This is a genomic window from Marinomonas flavescens, from assembly GCF_004352835.1.
GTDB lineage: Bacteria > Pseudomonadota > Gammaproteobacteria > Pseudomonadales > Marinomonadaceae > Marinomonas > Marinomonas flavescens.
The window spans coordinates 90,800-109,108 of the sequence record NZ_SJSB01000013.1 but is presented as its reverse complement, the minus strand read 5'-3'; the positions used below and the strand labels follow the sequence as shown (position 1 = coordinate 109,108).

Sequence of the window (18,309 nt, the reverse complement as noted above, 5' to 3'; positions counted from 1 at the left end):
ATCATAGAGACGTTGAACCACCTGATCCCATCCCGAACTCAGAAGTGAAAAGCGTCATCGCCGATGGTAGTGTGGGGGATCCCATGTGAGAGTAGGTCGTCGTCAAGCTTATAATTAAGAAAGCCCCATCCTGCTACGCAGGGTGGGGTTTTTTCGTTCCAGTGCATAATAACCTCACACCCATGTGGGGCTCTTATGAAGGAACGCATGTGAGAGTAGGTCGTCGTCAAGCTTATAATTAAAAAAGCCCTGATAGCTAACGCTGTCAGGGCTTTTTTTTGTCTGAAATAAGTCGGAAAAACACAGGGCTCGATCTAGTCCTCCCCTTGCCAAGGGGGAGCTGGAGGGGGTGTTTTTTGGGTCTTTTCGTTCTGAAAGCAGTGCTTGTGTAGAGTATCGGACGTTTCTTTTTCTTCCATTTGCTTGCGCCTGTCTCGTACCTCGACGCGTCAGCTCAAATGTAAAACAAGAACCTCTAACATCAAATACCTATAACAGATGAACAGGGTCAGACCCCTTAAACGTTCGCGCAGAATCTAACCAACCTCATTACTTGCTGTTTAAGGGCTCTGACCCTCGTCGTAACCGCTGAGCTCGTTAGCACCAAAAGTCGTTTCTTATCTTCCATTTACTTGCGCCTGTCTCGCAAATTCGGCGCGTCAGCGCAAATGTAAAACAAGAACCTATTATCTACTGCACAGGATTCTGGCCCTTGTCGTCTAATCCTGCAGATTATGGCACGGTTATTTTGGAAGAGTGGCTCGTTTTGTTCTTTCACCTGGGTAAATACTATATTAGTAGTAATCAGATGAAAATTTTTTGTCGAAATAATGCGCAACGTGAAAAGTGCAAGCGCGCATGCGTACTATTAAACTGTTAAATTCTTAGGAGTGCTCTCATAGAACGTACAATCTATTAGTTGCTGCAAAGCGAGGTGCTGGAACGCTGGAATAGGCTGCTCAGTCTGGCCGATGGTACGCTTTCAGTCTATGTGATTGCTTTAGTAGAAGTCACGGGAGAAACCTATCGAGAACGCTTAACAGACTTAAGCTGGTTCATGACAGAACTCAACGAGCCGATTGCCCGATGAGCTAATCTAGAAGATGCATGCTCTAGTCATTTCTGGGAAGGGCGTTTCAAGTCTCAGGCTTTGCTCGATGAGGCCGCACTTATAGCTTGTCGATTTAAATCCCGTAAGATCAGGCATCAGCGATACTCCTGAATACTCAGATATTACTAGCATTAAGAAGCGAGTAGTCGCCGTTAAAGGAAAGTATCAAGCCAAAACGCTGTATCCTTTTGTAGGGAGCCCTTTTGTCAGTAACCCGCGAAAAGATACGCCAAATGGTGACAGAAGATAAAAAACGCTCTGTTGATGCGTCGTTACTTCCTATCTTGCAGAGACTTAATATCTCATCTGAAAATTGGCTGTATATTGCTACTGAATTTGAGGTTTGAGCGGGAAGTATCGTCGGGCAAGAGTTATCGATTGATCATTACTGTGAATTGCACGCCCGGCAGTGCAATAGGAAAAGTATTCACGACTCGTCTGTATCCAATATTCGTTTAATCACCGAATATCAATATTGTTGTTGAGGGGCTTTTACGGCTAAAAAAGATCAAATACTCTTTTTATTGCACATAGTAAATAATTTGATATCGATTGATTTCTATTATCTTGTGTATTTTTATTTATGAGTAAAAATATTTTCGATAGATCCCAATACATTGTTTTTTTACTGGCTTTTTAAAATGCCTGTCTTGATATGAGGTTCTTTGATTGGCTGTCGGAAAGATGAGTTTATGTAGTATGGTGAGGTTTGAAGGTTAAAAATGAATTATCACACGAGCGTGATTTACTCACATTATTTCTAGTTTAGAGCTAATGAGTTAACAGAGATAGGGGGAATTTAACTAACAATAGAGTGGTTTACGAGATGAAATTCAGTCTTTCGTTTATGTATTAAGCAGGGTAGCGAAAGCTTGTACGCACCCTGCTTAATTAGTCTATTATTTAGCAGGTATCGCATCAACTAGTCGGCAAATAGCGACCATACCTGGATCTTCAAGACCGATCGATTTTTCCGCATAAACACGAGCACGGCCAATCTTGTTTGGTTTGTTAATAAACTCAGCTAATGCTTCTTTTGCTGCATTTGAAGCAGCTTTTTGCATTTCTTCAGGGTCATTAATTCCAGTTGTTGCTTTAATGACTGCATCTAATGAATCAAGTAGGGTTTTATCGCCAAGGCTTGCACCACCACGAGAAATCATAGCATCTTGAGCTAATTGTAATAGTTCAGGTACTTCAGACCATTCTGCAGCCTCACGTCCTTTTGTTGCTTTCCCTGCTGCCATTAGAGCGGTAGCCATAAGTGTTCCAAAGCTCGAGCCAGAAACGGCTGTCATTGCTTTTGCAGCTGAAAATAATGCTTGGCCAAGGTCTTCTGGCATGTCATCAATAATACTTTTCATATTATTGAAGCCATTGATCATTGTAACACCTAGATCGCCATCACCAAGGCGACCATCAAGCTCATTCAGTTCAGCACCAATAGGATCAACTACTTGTTGAATTTCAGAAATAGTGTTTTGGATAGATTTTGTTGTAAAGGACATTCTAGTTCTCCCAGAAAGGACAGACAGCGTCTGCAGTCAAAAGTGTTTCCAGCTCATCATCAAGCTGCATTAATGTAATTGATGCACCAGCCATTTCCATTGAAGTGGCATAGTTACCTACACGTATGTGTTCAAGCTTTACACCAACGTCTTCTAACTGTGCTTTCGCACGACGTAAAATAAGATACAGCTCTTCAATGGGAGTGCCACCTAAGCCATTCACAAGAATCGCCATACGGTCGCCAGCCTGAGCTGGTCTGTCTGCTAATAAATGCGATAGCATTTTATCAACTGTTTCATCAACTGTACCAATTTTGCTACGGCCGACACCAGGTTCACCGTGAATACCCATACCGATTTCTATTTCATCTTCGGCAATAACAAATGTAGGTTTTCCAGCTTGTGGTACTGTGCATGAAGACAAAGCAACGCCAATAGATCTGCAATTATCAGAAGCTTTCTGAGCGACATCAGCTACTTGCGACAAAGTATAGCCTTTAGCAGCAGCGGCTCCCGCTATTTTTGACACATAAACGAATCCTGCAACACCACGACGCTTTTTCGCTTCTTCTTTACTCGCACTGGCAACATCATCAGCAACAATGACTTTAATCGCTTCAATATCATCCATTTCGGCCATTTCACAAGCCATATCGAAGTTCATTCTATCGCCGCCATAGTTAGCCACGATACATAAAACGCCCTTACCTTTATCAGCGAATTTGATAGACTCTAGCATTGGGTTCATGTCAGGGGATGCAAACACATCACCTACAGCGCATGCATCTAGAAAGCCTTCTCCAATATAACCAGCAAAAACTGGAATATGACCAAATCCACCTCCAGATACAACACCAACTTTGTCTTGAGCTGGTGTTACTCTATGAAGCATACGGCCTGTAGCCCCACCGATAGCATAAATATCGGGGTATGTTAGGGCCATTCCTTCAAGCACTTCATCTACATATTTATCTGGATTATTTATTAGTTTTTTCACTATGTATTGCCCTCTTTTACTCTATTCAGAAAATAGTTTTCGCATCACAGAAAATGATCAAATCATGAACTGAAACATATGGACACGCTAAGTCTAATTTTCCTATAGATGTCTAAAATCTATGTTGTAATACTATATTTTTACTAAATATTTCTATGTTTCTTACCGAGTAAGTTAGTCGATATTGGACAACATAAAACTCATCATTTCCGAGCATTTAATTAAATATCATATGTATATTGAAGCAATAGAATATACCGTTGATCAATATAGCGACCTTACGCCAATTTGTACTAAGTAGCGTAAAGCGTATGCAAGTCAACTGAATGGCAAACAGTGAGCTAATAGAATTCTGTTGTTGCTAACTCTTTATGGTTAGCATTTAAGATTAAATGGAGTGCTTAGCACTATGTTTTTATTATCTTTAAGAAGTGCTTATCTTGGGGAAGATGCGAACAAGTCTACCTCATTTGACAATTCACCTTTAATCTACGGGCCTGATATGTCACATCAACTCACTTTTGCCGACAGCGAATTCAACAACAAACGTCGTAAAACACGTAAAGAGATTTTTTTGACTCGAATGGACGTACTTATTCCGTGGAATCAGCTTGAAGCGGTGATAGAACACTTCTATCCAAAAGCTGGAAAGGAAGAAGACCGTACCCGCTGTCTACGATGTTTCGCATTAACTGTATGTAGCATTGGTACAACATGAGCAACCCTGCTATGGATGCCACCACTATTGAAGCGGCGGGCCCAACGAAGAATAAGGCGAAAGCATGAGACCCCGAGATGCATCAGACACAAAAAGGTAAGGAGTGGTTCTTTGGGTTAAAAACTCATATTAGCGTAGACGCGAGAATTGGCCTGACACACAGCTTAAGCACAACGGCCGCCAACGTACATTACATCACAGAGGCAGAAAATCTGATTCATGTGAGGAAAGCTTTCTCTCGGCGGATTCAGGTTATCGAGGCGCGCAAAAAACGAGAGGAACTGAAAGATATCGAGGCGGATTGGTTGATTGCTGCTACTTATAAAAAAGAAAGCGCCAAGCAAGGTGCGTCTTCTCAAAAAACACTCGAGAATAAATAAGCAACCTATCCGAACGGAATACATAAAAGCCAGTATTCGATCAAAAGTAGAGCCTCCGTTTCGGATTATAAAGCGCCAGTTTGGCTTTAGAAAAGTCATCTATCGCGGCTTAGGAAAAACGATAACAAACTGGTGATGCTGTTTGCCTTAGCCAATTTGTTTAGAACTGACCTGATGATACGAGCCGTAAGGGGTTACCCCGCCCCCCCACCTGAACAAGGCTGAATAAGCTTGTTTAGGGGCTAAAAGTACTGAAATGGGTGATATTTTTTGCTCTTTAACGGTATTAGAAACTCTGATCAAGGTGCGACTTCTTGATCGCAGTTTCCTTAACTAAGAATAAATTCACTACCAAAGAATTTCATGCCATTCAGGCGTGAAATTCTTTTTAGCAGCATCAACTTCATATCTTTAGAAAGAAGGCATTTAGAGGAGTCTTTAAAAAATTACAAAAGACCTAAAGCTTTATGTTTAGTACGTTAACTCATTTTGCCAATTAACCTCTTCAATTAATACTTTTGCAGGAACACCTGCAGCAACTGAGTTATTTTCAATATTTTTCGTAAGAGTTGAGTTTATACCTACTATGCAATCATTTTCGATATGGACACCTTTTAATATTGTGACGTTGTCCGCAAGCCAGACGTGATCACCAATAGTGATATTTTTAGCAGGATTAATTCGAAGCCCGTTTTTGAGTATGTCATGACCATCACTGGTCATAACTTTAACGTTACGAGAAAACATACAATTTGATCCAATACTGAGGTGAATGTTTTTCTCTCGCGCAGATAGATAACTATTCTCACCTATCACACACGCTTCTCCAATAATTTCAATGCAAACGTTTCTTAAATTAGCATTTTTAGCGATTCTCAAAACATTATTTTTACCTTTAATGTTGATACTACAACCTCTAACTCTCGCCTTTCGGTCTATGCTTATGTTGTGATGACCTTCTATTCTAAGGCGATTTCTAATAAATAAAAGAGAAAGTATTTATGATGGTTTACCCTTTAAATACGATACGTTGGGACCTAATCTAGTTATATTTCTTATTATTTTTTTCACTTCAAGCTTAATAGTTGTAGGGACTCTTGATAATCCTTTACAATACTTGGCTTAAATATGCAACTTGCCATTTGGTGCTGCTATATTGAGTCGGTATAGTTACCGACAGCTATACACCATGAAGCAGAATGTTTAATCAATTTCTTTGCAGCCACAGAATTAAGAGCATGGTCAGTAATATAGGCTCATTAATATCGATACATTTCTTCCATAACAAGTAATGACCGGCATAGCACTCCAGCTCTCCTTTTGAGGGCATGCTTCCACTAGTCAGAATAATTATAATTCCGAAAAAGCTCATGAGGTGGTTCATCACGACCATCAGCAGCATCAAAAAAATAAAATTCCAAGCCTTGTTCATCCAATGCTTTTTCTATAGAAATTCTTCTATCAGTACTTCTTTTTAAACTAATGACAAAAAAATTCATGTTTAATTGGTCGTCCTTATCTTTAATTTTTTTCACGGGTATAAGGCTGTTTAGGGGGATTCCGTAGCGTGTGCTTAATTTACCTTACAATTATACTATGCTTTAATTGAATTCTTATAAAACTTTGATTTACAAACAAGATTTCTATATTAGGAAACAACATGAAGCACCCATGGCTTAAAAGTATGAAAAACCTTTGGTTCCAACGAGGAGCATACGTTACAAAAAAAACACGTGAATATTTAACATCAGATTTCGATCCCAAAACGGTCAAAAAAATCGCAGTGATTCGTCATGCAGCTCTTGGTGACCAAGTTATTTCACGACCTTTTCTTGTAGAAGCCAGACGTTTTTTTCCAAATGCAAAAATAACCCTAGTAGGTATATCTAACTACCAATATGCCTTACCAAAGGATTTGGTAGATTATGTACACATCATGCCAGGCAAAGAATTAAAAGAATCTAGTAATTTCAAAAATAAATTTGCCAACATCAAAGATTTAGGTGAACAAGATATTATTTTTGACCTTGCTAGCACAAATCGATCTTGCTGGATGACATTTCTCACTAAAGCAAAAATAAAAGTCGGCTTCCCATATAAGTCATTTCTACGTGGGACTTTATATAATTTGTGTGTTTATCGATCAGACTTTCAAGCCGAAGTAGAAACGATGTTAGATATGCTAAGGATTTTAGGGCACAATCCACCTCGTCGCTTAGACTTTGCTTATCCAGACAATAAGCTATTATGCGAAAAAGAAGAGCCTTTCATTCTCTATTTCAACGGAGCGTCTCAAGTAATAAAAGTATTATCGAAAGAAAAAATGCGAGACTTACTTGAGCAAAGTATTACGCAGCTACCTAATATAAAACATATTTATTTAGAAGGTAAAAATGATTTTGAAAAAGGTGATTATTTAAAAGACCTATCTCAGACGTCCGCTAACTTCACCATTCAGCCTTGCCTACCCTTAGATGAACTCGTTTCTTTAGTTGCAAGGTCATCATTGCTTGTTGCTCCAGATACCGGAGTACGTAATATAGGTATATCGACTCATACACCGACAGTGGGGATTTTCTTCTCTACTGTACCTTTTCGTTATACTCCCCGTTATGAAGACCATCATATTGTTATGCGCCCTGATGCAAAAACACCTTCAACGGAAGATATTGTCTTAGCTATCAAAACGGCACTATAGATCCAATGAACGTCATATTCCGATTTAAAACTAACAGGATATGGCGCATCTCCTTACTTTATTAGGAGGGTTCTGAACATCTGCGGCTAACGCAAGACGCACCGTTTCCTCAGCGCCAATATTCAACTCAGTTAAACGATCACATGAAATATAAAATGCCATACCCCCATTTGGTAGTTCAAAGCCACATACATGCCAACCCTATCCAAGACAGGCATGTATAAAACCAGGTAAAAACAGTTGCTTAATACTTTTTCGGTTTAGTCTTGAAAATCGCCATTGTCTTTAAGGAGAGCCTTTCGGTACTTTAAAGTGCGATACTAGACCAGCCTTTATGAGACTTTGGTTACTAGGAGTTGCTCAACTCGAATGCCGTCTAGATCTAATACCTCAAACTTGAAGCCTTGGTAGACGAATGCATCGGTTCGTTTGGGAACACGCTTTAACTGGTGAATTACAAATCCTGCGATCGTTTCGTATTGATTGCGGTCTGGGAAAGTTTCGATCTCTAGACTGCGCATGACGTCGCTAACAGGTGTGAGTCCTTCAATGAGCCAAGAGTTGCTGTCACGTTTGACTATTTGCTCTTCAGCTTGTGGAGTGATTAGGTCGCTCATGAAGCTGCTGAGTAAGTCTTTCACTGTTACTAAGCCTACGACTGTGCCGTATTCGTTTACGATCACCGCGAAGGGTTGAGGGGCGACTTTAAAGGCATTCAATGCTTCGGAAAGAGTTAATGTTTCCGGTAAGTAGAAAATGTCTTTATCAATTGATGTGGGCGATATGCTTGCAGGTTCGCCTTTAAGCACCATCCGCAGTATTTCTTTCGATTCAATCACGCCTAAAATTTTATCTAAGTTGCCGTCGCAGACTAAAAAGTCATTATGCGGGTGTTCGATGATTTTTTGACTGATGTCTCGGCTGCTTTCTTGCGCGTCAAAATAAATAATTTGCTCACGAGGCGTCATAGCGCTGCCAATAGTCAGGCTATCTAATTCGAATACGTTACCAATGAGTTGATATTCTTGCTTTTGTAAGCTGCCGTCTTCTGCTCCAGCGTCCATCATGGCGACGATGTCCTCTGTTGTGACTAACTCTTCGCGTTTCGTTGGAAGATTTAGAAGGCGGAGCATGGCATTGGTCAAGCCATTAAATAAAAACACCAGAGGAGTCAGGGTGAGCGTGATCCAGCGCATCGGCGTGACCAGTTTAATAGCAACGGTTTCTGGCATGATGATGGCTAAGCGCTTAGGTAGTAAGTCAGCAAACAAGATAAATAAGGAAGTTAAGCACAAGAAGGACAGCGTGAAACTGATCTGCTCTAATAAGTGCCCTTGATACACTAGACTGATCAACTGCTTCATGTATGGAGTGAGTGCTTGCTCACCGATAATGCCGCCCATTATTGATATGCCATTCAGTGCAATTTGTATCATCGCAAAAAAAGCACCGGGGTTTTGCTGTAATGACAACACCGCATCTGCTTTATTATTGCCGTCTTCTGCCATCATTCGCAGCTTAATTTTTCTAGCGGCTGCCACGCCAATTTCTGCCATAGCAAATAAGGCGCTGATCATAATCAACAGGCCAATTCCCAACAAATCGCTCATAACCACCTCATGTATGAAGAACATCTGAAGCCGTGTTTTGGCACAGTGGAACAGCGCTGTGAGAATATCCATTGACGACATTTTCTAAATAGAAAACACGCGCATTATAGAAGTAAATTCACGCTGAGCAAGTACTAAAAAGATATTTAAGACAGGCATAGAGAAAACCCTATAAACAGAGGCTTTCTAGGTTTTTAGATTTGTTTTCTAGCTCTTTTTCTAGCTCTTTTTCTAGCTCTTTTTCTAGCTCTTTTTCTAGCTCTTTTTCTAGCTCTTTTTTTAGCGTAAGTTTTGCTTTCTCACGGCAGAGGGTTAGCTGTTTAGGCGAGTGTGTTTAGCGAGCTCGCTTCGTTGAGAATCCATTGTTTGAGTGCTTTGATTGCGGTTTCATTTCTTCTGGATGTTTTGTATGAAAAGAAGAAGTGGTCATTGGTGTGGATGCGATGACTTGGCAGCCGCACTAAGGCGGAATGAATGTCTTTGTCGCTAAACATGTAGTCATTTACTAAAGCGATACCGAGGGAGTATTTGGCGGCTTCATAAGCTAATAGTAAATGACTGAATTTATGAAACTTAATGTTGTTAGGGAGTGGAATGCCACGCTCTAAAAACCAGCTTCGCCAATCTTCGGTGTATTCGTTATAAATACCGTTAGAGGTAATGAGGGGGAAGTTTTCTAATAATTCTGGCTCGTCCTTAAGTCGTTTGCTAAGTTCATCTGATGTGACGTTGAGAGTGTTTTTTATCTGTTCATAAAAAGCATGGCTGCACACAGGAAATAACGTTTCTTTATATAACAGCTGATATTCAAAGCCTCTTTTTTCAGTATCTGTGGTGATGAAGCAGTCGGCCGTTTTGTCGGACAGCTCAGGTGAGCCGTGTGTCATGGTAATGGTGATGTCTAAGTTAGGGTGTTTGTGCTGTAGATCTGACAAGCGCGGCATTAGCCAGCAAACAGCAAAAGAGCTGTAGACGGCGATTCGTATCTTGGTGTCTTCTTCACCTCGTATCTGGTTGCTGGCGCGGGCGATGTGAGACAGCGAGCTGCTGACAACATCGAGATAATTTTTGCCTTCTTGTGTCAGCGCCAAATAGCGACCTTGTCGCTGAAACAAACTTTCGCCAAGGTAATCTTCAAGTACTCTAATTTGATGGGATATCGCACTTTGGCTGACGTTCAGTTCTGTCGCCGCGCGCGAGAAGCTGTTGAGTCGGGCAACCGCTTCAAAAACAGGCAAAGCTTTTAATGGAGGAAGCATTTTTCATTATCCAAAAAACTAATAGTTAGTTAGGATATATCATTTTATTGATGTGAGTATCAAGACTACACTGCCGCCATCAGTAATTTTGTTTATACGGTGAGTGGTTATGTCAGGACGTACTATTGGAAGTGCTATTCTCATTTTGGTATTAGGGAATTTATTTGCGACCTTTTGTGATGTATTTATCAAGCTTGCAGGAAGCAATGTGCCGATATTTCAATTTACTTTCATGCGACTGCTGATGATTTGTATCGTGCTGGTTCCGCTGGCCGTAAAACACGCTTCATCTGATTATTTTGCCGGTTTTAAGTTGCATTTTATCAGAGGGAATTTGTGGGTTTTAGCGAGTATCTTATTGATAATTTCGTTGTCTGAATTGCCACTAGCGACGGCGAATGCTGTCTTTTACATTGCGCCAATCTTAATCATTTTATTTGCTGGGCTGTTTTTTAAAGAGAAAATTACCTTAAGTATTGTGTGTGCTGCGCTGTCTGGCTTTATGGGCGTGCTGATTATATTGCGGCCAACGGAAATTAGCTGGGGAATGATTAGTGCTGTTTTGTTTGCGGTGGTATTAGCGACGAACAGTTTGCTGATTCGTAAGTTGCCAAAAGAGCAAAATTTGTTCTTTGGTTTATTTGTTATGCATTTGTGCGCTTTGCCACTTTCAGTTGGCTTGATGTTGTGGGAGGCGGAGCCGTTAAACTTCGATGGTGTTAGTTATGCGATTGGTTCGGCACTGTGTTCTCTTCTATACAGCTTGGCGTGTCTGAAAGGCTATCGTTATGTGGCGTCAAGCCAGGTGAGCAGCGCTGAATATTCAGGCTTAGTGTTTGCTGCGATACTCGGCTGGCTGGTGTTTGGTGAGTCTATTGATGCGTTTCTAGTGATTGGCGCTTTGTTTATTATTATTCCATTGGTTTTCTTGAGCCATAGAGACATGCGAAAACGGAAGGCAGAAGAGCGTTTGTCTGTGGTTCGTGCTCAGTTAGATGCGGGCTGAGTCCGGATGAGCGTTTGGATCATTTGCTCTGTCATGGCTTGAATGTCATTTCTATCTAAGTAAATACCATCAATCAATAATCGACTTAATCCGTGCAAGCTAGCCCAGCTGGCTTGCCCGACTCGTAAAGCGGAATTGTTGTCGGGTAATACCTTATCTTCTTGAAGCTGCTCCACCCAGTCTAACCAGCGTTTAAAGGTCTGCTTCGATGCGTCTTTTAACGCGCTTGTTGGTGTTCCTGTTTTCCAGATTAAACGTCCATACATAAGGTCATATACTTCACGTTGGGTGTCGGCAAATTCAATGTACTGGTACACGTACTGATGAAAGCGTTTTTCGGACTCTTCATGGCTGGACAGTAGTGTCTGTAGTCTGGCTTCTTGGGCTTTAAAACCTGCCGCTGCAATGGCGCATAATAGTTCATTTTTATCTTTAAAATGGTGATAGGGCGCGGTTCTTGATACGCCAACTTTGTCCGCTAATTTGCGCATTGATAACCCCTCGACGCCTTCTTCTTGAAGGATCTCGGAAGCGGCTTTAATGAGAGAGCTGATGAGGTCGCCGTGATGATAGGTTTTCTTCTGATTTGTCATGCTGAGATTAAAGCGTCTAATCTTGACAGTGTCAAAATAAAAATCTATCTTGACGTTGTCTAGATTTGGTTTTACACCATTTCCAAATGAACAATAACAATATAAAAGCTGGGCAGCCTATATGAGTCATTCACAGTATCCGCATCTCTTTACCCCTTTAGATCTGGGGTTCACACAGTTAAAAAATCGCATCATCATGGGGTCAATGCACCTTGGGTTGGAGGAAATGAAAGGCGGTTTTGATCGCATGGCGGCGTTTTACGCTGAGCGGGCAAAAGGCGGAGTCGCACTGATTGTGACTGGGGGGATTGGGCCTAATTCAGAAGGGGCTGTTCATGCTAGTGCCGCCTTGATGGCATCAGAACAAGATGCAGAAAACCATCGGGTGATTACTCAAGCCGTGCATGATGAAGGCGGTAAAATCTGCATGCAGATCTTGCACACAGGTCGCTATGCCTACAATCCTAAACTGGTTGCGCCTTCTGCACTGCAAGCGCCAATTAATCCATTTCCACCGCATGCGTTGAGCGACGAAGAGATTCACAAGCAGATTGACGATTTTGTAAATGCGGCCGTACTTGCTCAAAAAGCGGGTTATGACGGCGTTGAAGTAATGGGTTCTGAGGGGTATTTACTTAATCAGTTTATTGTCTCAAGAACCAACCATAGAGACGATGATTGGGGTGGCGAGTACGAGCACAGGATTCGTCTTCCAGTGGAAATTGTACGTCGAATTCGCCAAGCCGTTGGTGATGAGTTTATTGTCATTTACCGATTGTCGATGCTCGATTTAGTTGATCAAGGCAGCAACCTTGAGGAGATTATTCAACTTGGTTTGGCGATTGAACAGGCTGGTGCTTCGATTATTAATACGGGCATTGGTTGGCATGAAGCAAGAATCCCGACCATTGCCACTAAGGTGCCTAGAGCGGCGTTTACTTGGGTGACTGCTAAGTTAAAAGCGTCGCTCAACGTGCCTCTTATTACCTCAAATCGAATCAATATGCCGGATGTAGCAGAGGAAGTCTTAGCCCGTGGCGATGCGGATCTAATTTCTATGGCGCGACCTTTTCTTGCAGACCCTGAATTCGTTGAAAAAGCAGAGCAACATCGAGCGGATGAGATCAACACCTGTATCGGTTGTAATCAAGCGTGTCTTGATCATGTGTTCGCGAATAAGTTGACGTCTTGTTTGGTGAACCCAAGAGCCTGTCATGAGACCGAATTAGTGATCACACCAACAGAGGTAAAAAAACACATCGCCGTGGTTGGCGCCGGCCCAGCAGGGTTAGCGTTTGCGACGACGGCCGCGAAGCGCGGGCACAAGGTAACCTTGTTTGATGCGGCCAATGAGATTGGTGGGCAGTTTAACATTGCCAAGCGTATTCCTGGGAAAGGCGAGTTCTATGAAACCTTGCGTTATTACCAGCGCCAGTTAGAGCTCACAGGGGTAAATGTTCATTTAAACACCCGAGTGGATAGCGCCGTACTCAGTCAGTATGACGTTGATGAGGTGGTCTTGGCGACGGGCATTTTGCCACGAGATCTAGAGATTGAAGGGATAGATCATCCTAAAGTATTGAGCTATTTGGATGTGATGAAGGGGCAACCTGTTGGTAAGCGTGTGGCGGTGATTGGCGCTGGTGGTATCGGCTTTGATATTAGTGAGTATTTGATCCACGAAGAGGCCAAACCACAATTAACCATTCCGGCGTTCATGAAACAATGGGGTGTTGACATGACATTCAGCGCGCGCGGTGGCGTCGAGGGTGTAAAACCTCAATTCTCGCCCGCGGTCCGAGACGTGTTTTTGCTGCAACGCAAAAAATCCAAAGTAGGCGCCAAGCTAGGCAAAACCACCGGCTGGATTCATCGCGCAGAGTTATTGAAAAAAGGCGTCACCATGATCCCTAGTTGTGAGTATCAAAAAATCGATGACGAAGGATTGCATTTGTTAGTGGCGGGTGAGGCGCAGTGTTTGGCGGTTGATAATGTGGTGATTTGTGCGGGTCAATTGCCCAATCAAGCTTTAGCGAATGAGTTGAATCGACCGATTCACCTTGTCGGTGGCGCGGACGTTGCCTCTGAGTTAGATGCTAAACGTGCGATCAAACAAGGCACCTTGTTGGCGTGTTCTTTATAATCATAACGCGGATCTGAAAGCGTCTGATAATGAAGGCATGAAATCAACATCAATCGCCGCGGTTAAGCAACGTATTTAAGGGCTTTAGGCGGCTGTTGATTTTTTCCCTATCCAAGTCGATGAGGCTTTGCTGTTTTAACCCATGTTCGATCATGTGTTTTTGATGACGGACAAAGGTCCAGTGAGACGCCTCATTAGCTTGTTCTGCGATACAAACTAATCCTTCTAATTGGCGTAAACTCACCGCTAAGCAGTTTTGAGAATATTGGCGTATTTGGTCATACGCGGTATTCGCCAGCCCTTCAAAGGAGGTCACCTTATAGTTTAAGCGTTGGTTTCCTTGATTATCAAAAACGATACCTTTCGGGAAGGTTTCTTGTGTCAGATCGCAAATCATCGCGGTGAGTTTATCGACACAGGCAATGGCGGAATAAGGGTCATTGATGCCAGGAGAGAGTGCTCTTAGGGCGATTTCGACCAATTGATCGACGGCAAATTCGGGGTCTTGTATAGGGGTTCGTTTAGAGCCGAGCGTGAAGCAGTTGTGTAGGTTTGTTTCGTCGGTCGTTGAGAGTGTTTTGACATTGCATAGCATGGTGGTTTTACGGCTTACCACAAAATCCCCAGGAGCAACGATCACCTCAATGTGGCCATCTAATTTGCTCATCCATTCGGTTAATTGGTCATAATTTATCGCTTGTATGTATCCACAATATGGGCTTTTTAATGACACAGGTAGCGTGCCTGCTGTCGGTTCGTTGATGTCTTGTGATTCGCAACTTTCCTTTGCTTTTTGTTGATCAAAAATTTTACGGATGCTGCTCTGCAACTCGGAGTAAACATTGTCGATAATGTGATCCGATTGAAGGCTCTGTGCTACGTGATGAATAAAATAGATGAGTAAAAGAATACCGAACAGCGTCATGAGTGCGGCGCCAGCGATGGTTAAGCCGGGTAAAAAAGATTGATTGGCGAAGTGGTCCGTCATTCGCGTCAAAATCAGACAATAAACAAATAATGAGATAAATACGCCCAACACGATTTGAGTACTGACGTCTTCCATGAAGTTTCGGATGAGTCTTGGGCCGAACTGAGATGAGGCGTTAGTAAGGGCTACAATGGTAATGGAGAAGGTAATGCTGACCACTGTCATTACGCTACCAGCGATGGTAGTGAGTAGGGTGCGAATAATGTCCGCATCTGAGTGGTATAGAAAGTGCAGCCAGCCAATGCGATAAAAGCCGCTGTATAAATCAATGCACAGAAACAGAGTGCAGGCGCATAGCGTGCACACTAAAATCAAACAAGGGGTAAACCAAAAACTGGTTTTGATAGTGTCATAGATTTTCAGCAGCTGAGTATTTTTAATAATCGACAACAGCAAAGAATACACCCTTAATAGTATTTTAGATGTGAGCCAATTTTTCTGTCACTGTATGTTTAGTGTGACTACTTATCGTTAGGCTCGCCGGTTTTTAATAGCTTCAACAAGTCTTCTCTTTCTAGGCTGCCTTTGAGCGCTAAATCCAACTGATACTGGTATTTACTGTTCCAGTCACGAGTGCCTGAGGTTAACTTTGTTAGGTCTTCCATCGCTGCTTTCATGACTTTGAGGTAGGCTTGAATATTGTTTTCTTGGTCTATTAAAATATTTTTTAGCGCCGTAGAACTGCTATGCCTTAGGTATAGTTTTAATGTGTTGTTCTCTGTTTGTATTTCTTTGATGGTTTTGTCTTGAGCTGCAATAGCCTCTTTCATAGCGGTGAGTTGTTTGGCTTGTCCATCATCCTCGTTAGTTACAATTGGTTTGATTTCTTTTGGCATGATGAAGTAAGTGCCACCAATTGAGGCAGCGACACTGATGATAAAACACAACAAAAAAGCGATAACTATTTTCCAGTTTTTTTTGGATGGAGAAGGCGCTACTACTGATTCAGGTGTCGCCTTTGACGTATCATTTTTAGTTGCCATATGTTTCCCGCTTCTTGCCTTTGTATTTGGATACTATATATCACTTTATTAGCACCTTGCACTGAGATTTAAGTGGCGTCAACTTTCGTCATGGTCTACTCGTTTTATGCAAGATCATTTCGTCAGTTATTGAAATGTTGACAATTCAAGTCATTGTTCGCCTCAATGGTTTAGTTTTTGCCTTACTCCACGTAAAATGACCGCATACAAAATAGAGAGAGCTAATAACCTACTAAAATACTCAGGTAAATACTTGATCAAAACAGTAGGTTTTGTGTATTATTTGTTCTGAATAAATACTCTTAATTGGATAGCTTATGCGCCTGACAACAAAAGGTCGTTATGCCGTAACCGCCATGCTTGATTTGGCGTTACATTCAGATCACGGCCCTGTGTCGTTATCCGATATCTCTAATCGACAAGCAATCTCTTTATCTTACTTAGAGCAACTTTTTGCAAAATTGCGCAAACAGTCATTAGTGACTAGCGTGCGCGGTCCTGGTGGGGGATATCGTTTAAGTCGATCCCGCGATGAGATCTTTGTAGCGCAGATTGTAGATGCGGTTAATGAATCTGTGGACGCTACTGGTTGCAAAGGGAAAAGCGATTGCCAAGGTGGCAATACTTGCCTTACACATCATTTATGGTGTGATTTAAGCGACCAAATACATGATTTCTTAAATCAAATTAGTTTAGAACAATTAGTGCGACGAAATGACGTTCGACAGGTTGCTGAACGGCAGAATTCAGAGGGCCGCCAGATGGCGCGTTCGAATGAAGACAAAATCAGCGCAGCTATTGTTGGCTAGATCGACGTACAAAATTGGTGTGTTTATACCGGCACACCTGTTCCGATAAAAAGTGAGTTTTAATATGACTGAGCAGATAGATAAAGCGCTGGCGCGAGAATATGAAGCCGGGTTTGTGTCTGATGTGGAATCAGAAACGTTTTTGCCAGGACTGGATGAAGATGTCATTCGCCGTATTTCAGGCATGAAGAACGAACCTGAATGGATGCTTGAGTGGCGCCTGAGTGCATTTCGTGAATGGTTAGAAATGGAAGAGCCTGAGTGGGCTCATGTGGATTATCCTAAAATCGACTTCCAAGCTATCTCCTACTATTCCGCACCAAAAAGTATGAAGGACAAACCACAGTCATTGGACGAGGTTGACCCTGAATTACTGCGTACCTACGAGAAATTGGGCATCCCTCTTATTGAGCAGCAAATGCTAGCAGGTATTGCTGTCGATGCGGTCTTTGACTCAGTGTCAGTGGTAACCACCTTTCGCGATAAGCTAGAAGAAGCAGGCGTTATTTTCTGCCCGATTTCAGAAGCCATTAAAAAACACCCAGACCTAGTGAAAAAATATATTGGTAGTGTGGTGCCGAAAAAAGACAACTACTACGCCGCATTAAACTGCGCGGTCTTTACTGATGGTTCTTTTGTCTACATCCCTAAAGGCACTCGCTGCCCAATGGAGTTGTCGACGTATTTCCGCATCAATGAACAAAACACTGGCCAATTTGAGCGCACCTTGATTATCGCCGACGAAGGCAGTCATGTGAGCTATTTGGAAGGTTGTACCGCACCACAGCGTGATGAAAATCAATTGCACGCCGCGGTCGTTGAGTTGGTTGCGTTAGACGACGCTGAAATCAAATACTCGACTGTACAGAACTGGTACCCAGGTGATGAAGACGGTAAAGGCGGTATTTTTAACTTTGTAACCAAGCGAGGCATTTGCCATACCAATGCAAAAATCTCTTGGACACAAGTCGAAACAGGCTCTTCTGTTACTTGGAAATACCCAAGCTGTATCTTGAAAGGCGATAACAGTGTAGGCGAGTTCTACTCCGTTGCCTTGACCCGAGGACGCCAGCAGGCGGATACCGGTACCAAGATGATTCACCTTGGTAAAAACACTCGCTCGACGATTATCTCTAAAGGGATTTCAGCGGGCAAAAGTAACAACAGCTACCGTGGCCTTGTTCGAATGAACCCAGGTGCCAAAGGGGCGCGTAACTTTACCCAATGTGACTCCTTGTTGATCGGTGATCTCTGTGGTGCTCATACTTTCCCTTACATTGAAAGCCGTAATCCATCAGCCATCATTGAGCATGAAGCGACGACCTCGAAAGTCAGCGATGAGCAGATGTTCTTATGTCGCCAGCGTGGCTTAGACCCAGAAAAAGCGGTCTCCATGATAGTGAATGGCTTCTGTAAGGAAGTATTCAAAGAATTACCAATGGAATTTGCCGTTGAAGCGGGCAAGTTACTAGAAATAAGCCTCGAAGGCTCTGTAGGTTAAGGAAT

At 42.3% G+C, this 18,309-nt stretch carries 19 protein-coding genes and 1 rRNA gene; 10 read left to right on the top strand and 10 right to left on the bottom strand.

What is annotated here, in order from left to right:
• The 3 genes from rrf to E0D70_RS17505 form a co-directional block, all read left to right on the top strand.
• A 5S ribosomal RNA gene (gene rrf, locus E0D70_RS13540) occupies nt 1-108 on the top strand; the annotation flags it as partial.
• A gap of 826 nt (nt 109-934) precedes the next feature.
• On the top strand, nt 935-1,090 hold the full coding sequence (locus E0D70_RS17585; RefSeq protein ID WP_207923271.1) for a hypothetical protein: 156 nt from the start codon (nt 935-937) through the stop codon (nt 1,088-1,090).
• A gap of 224 nt (nt 1,091-1,314) precedes the next feature.
• Complete coding sequence (locus E0D70_RS17505; RefSeq protein ID WP_165942906.1) at nt 1,315-1,458, top strand: hypothetical protein; 144 nt, start codon at nt 1,315-1,317, stop codon at nt 1,456-1,458.
• 552 nt (nt 1,459-2,010) lie between these two features.
• Here E0D70_RS17505 and E0D70_RS13530 read toward each other — a convergent pair.
• Together E0D70_RS13530 and E0D70_RS13525 are read right to left on the bottom strand one after the other, a co-directional pair.
• Complete coding sequence (locus E0D70_RS13530; protein WP_133012812.1) at nt 2,011-2,619, bottom strand: dihydroxyacetone kinase subunit L; 609 nt, start codon at nt 2,617-2,619, stop codon at nt 2,011-2,013.
• A gap of 1 nt (nt 2,620) precedes the next feature.
• Entirely contained in the window at nt 2,621-3,616 is a 996-nt protein-coding gene (locus E0D70_RS13525) for a dihydroxyacetone kinase subunit DhaK (RefSeq protein WP_133012811.1), read from the bottom strand.
• A 502-nt stretch (nt 3,617-4,118) separates the two neighbouring features.
• On the opposite strand from E0D70_RS13525, the gene E0D70_RS17805 reads away from it, so the two are divergent.
• Entirely contained in the window at nt 4,119-4,334 is a 216-nt protein-coding gene (locus E0D70_RS17805) for a hypothetical protein (RefSeq protein ID WP_420813336.1), read from the top strand.
• 77 nt (nt 4,335-4,411) lie between these two features.
• Nucleotides 4,412-4,714, top strand: a complete 303-nt coding sequence (locus E0D70_RS17800; protein ID WP_420813335.1) for a transposase — start codon at nt 4,412-4,414, stop codon at nt 4,712-4,714.
• A 471-nt stretch (nt 4,715-5,185) separates the two neighbouring features.
• Here E0D70_RS17800 and E0D70_RS13515 read toward each other — a convergent pair whose 3' ends face one another.
• The 3 genes from E0D70_RS13515 to E0D70_RS17725 all read right to left on the bottom strand — a co-directional run bounded on the left by E0D70_RS13515 (nt 5,186) and on the right by E0D70_RS17725 (nt 6,213).
• Nucleotides 5,186-5,593: an acyltransferase gene (locus tag E0D70_RS13515; protein ID WP_207923270.1), complete on the bottom strand. Its 408-nt coding sequence runs from the start codon at nt 5,591-5,593 to the stop codon at nt 5,186-5,188.
• Nucleotides 5,594-5,921: 328 nt separating this feature from the next.
• Nucleotides 5,922-6,044, bottom strand: a complete 123-nt coding sequence (locus E0D70_RS17795; protein ID WP_207923269.1) for a glycosyltransferase family 25 protein — start codon at nt 6,042-6,044, stop codon at nt 5,922-5,924.
• Between the two features lie 7 nt (nt 6,045-6,051).
• On the bottom strand, nt 6,052-6,213 hold the full coding sequence (locus E0D70_RS17725) for a glycosyltransferase family 25 protein (RefSeq protein ID WP_207923268.1): 162 nt from the start codon (nt 6,211-6,213) through the stop codon (nt 6,052-6,054).
• 161 nt (nt 6,214-6,374) lie between these two features.
• Here E0D70_RS17725 and E0D70_RS13505 point away from each other — a divergent pair, with 161 nt between their 5' ends.
• On the top strand, nt 6,375-7,412 hold the full coding sequence (locus E0D70_RS13505) for a glycosyltransferase family 9 protein (protein ID WP_207923267.1): 1,038 nt from the start codon (nt 6,375-6,377) through the stop codon (nt 7,410-7,412).
• Between the two features lie 332 nt (nt 7,413-7,744).
• On the opposite strand, the gene paeA is transcribed toward E0D70_RS13505, so the two are convergent.
• Together paeA and E0D70_RS13495 are read right to left on the bottom strand one after the other, a co-directional pair.
• The gene (gene paeA / locus E0D70_RS13500; RefSeq protein WP_133012809.1) at nt 7,745-9,022 is read right to left on the bottom strand and encodes a polyamine export protein PaeA; all 1,278 of its coding nucleotides are present in this window, start codon (nt 9,020-9,022) and stop codon (nt 7,745-7,747) included.
• Nucleotides 9,023-9,342: 320 nt separating this feature from the next.
• Nucleotides 9,343-10,281: a LysR family transcriptional regulator gene (locus E0D70_RS13495; protein WP_133012808.1), complete on the bottom strand. Its 939-nt coding sequence runs from the start codon at nt 10,279-10,281 to the stop codon at nt 9,343-9,345.
• 109 nt (nt 10,282-10,390) lie between these two features.
• Between E0D70_RS13495 and E0D70_RS13490 the strand changes: the two genes are divergently transcribed.
• On the top strand, nt 10,391-11,287 hold the full coding sequence (locus E0D70_RS13490; RefSeq protein WP_133012807.1) for a DMT family transporter: 897 nt from the start codon (nt 10,391-10,393) through the stop codon (nt 11,285-11,287).
• Here E0D70_RS13490 and E0D70_RS13485 read toward each other — a convergent pair.
• The gene (locus E0D70_RS13485; RefSeq protein WP_133012806.1) at nt 11,269-11,880 is read right to left on the bottom strand and encodes a TetR/AcrR family transcriptional regulator; all 612 of its coding nucleotides are present in this window, start codon (nt 11,878-11,880) and stop codon (nt 11,269-11,271) included. The two genes, E0D70_RS13490 and E0D70_RS13485, sit on opposite strands and share 19 nt — an antisense overlap.
• 121 nt (nt 11,881-12,001) lie before the next feature.
• On the opposite strand from E0D70_RS13485, the gene E0D70_RS13480 reads away from it, so the two are divergent.
• Nucleotides 12,002-14,023, top strand: a complete 2,022-nt coding sequence (locus E0D70_RS13480; RefSeq protein ID WP_133012805.1) for an NADPH-dependent 2,4-dienoyl-CoA reductase — start codon at nt 12,002-12,004, stop codon at nt 14,021-14,023.
• Between the two features lie 49 nt (nt 14,024-14,072).
• On the opposite strand, the gene E0D70_RS13475 is transcribed toward E0D70_RS13480, so the two are convergent.
• Together E0D70_RS13475 and E0D70_RS13470 are read right to left on the bottom strand one after the other, a co-directional pair.
• The gene (locus E0D70_RS13475) at nt 14,073-15,407 is read right to left on the bottom strand and encodes a DUF2254 domain-containing protein (RefSeq protein ID WP_165942908.1); all 1,335 of its coding nucleotides are present in this window, start codon (nt 15,405-15,407) and stop codon (nt 14,073-14,075) included.
• Between the two features lie 65 nt (nt 15,408-15,472).
• Nucleotides 15,473-15,994 carry a hypothetical protein gene (locus E0D70_RS13470; RefSeq protein ID WP_133012803.1) on the bottom strand — a complete coding sequence of 174 codons (522 nt, stop codon included), beginning with the start codon at nt 15,992-15,994 and terminating at the stop codon, nt 15,473-15,475.
• Between the two features lie 317 nt (nt 15,995-16,311).
• Between E0D70_RS13470 and iscR the strand changes: the two genes are divergently transcribed.
• Together iscR and sufB are read left to right on the top strand one after the other, a co-directional pair.
• Entirely contained in the window at nt 16,312-16,803 is a 492-nt protein-coding gene (gene iscR / locus E0D70_RS13465) for a Fe-S cluster assembly transcriptional regulator IscR (protein WP_133012802.1), read from the top strand.
• 64 nt (nt 16,804-16,867) lie between these two features.
• Entirely contained in the window at nt 16,868-18,304 is a 1,437-nt protein-coding gene (gene sufB, locus E0D70_RS13460) for a Fe-S cluster assembly protein SufB (RefSeq protein WP_133012801.1), read from the top strand.
• The last annotated feature ends 5 nt before the right edge of the window (nt 18,305-18,309 follow it).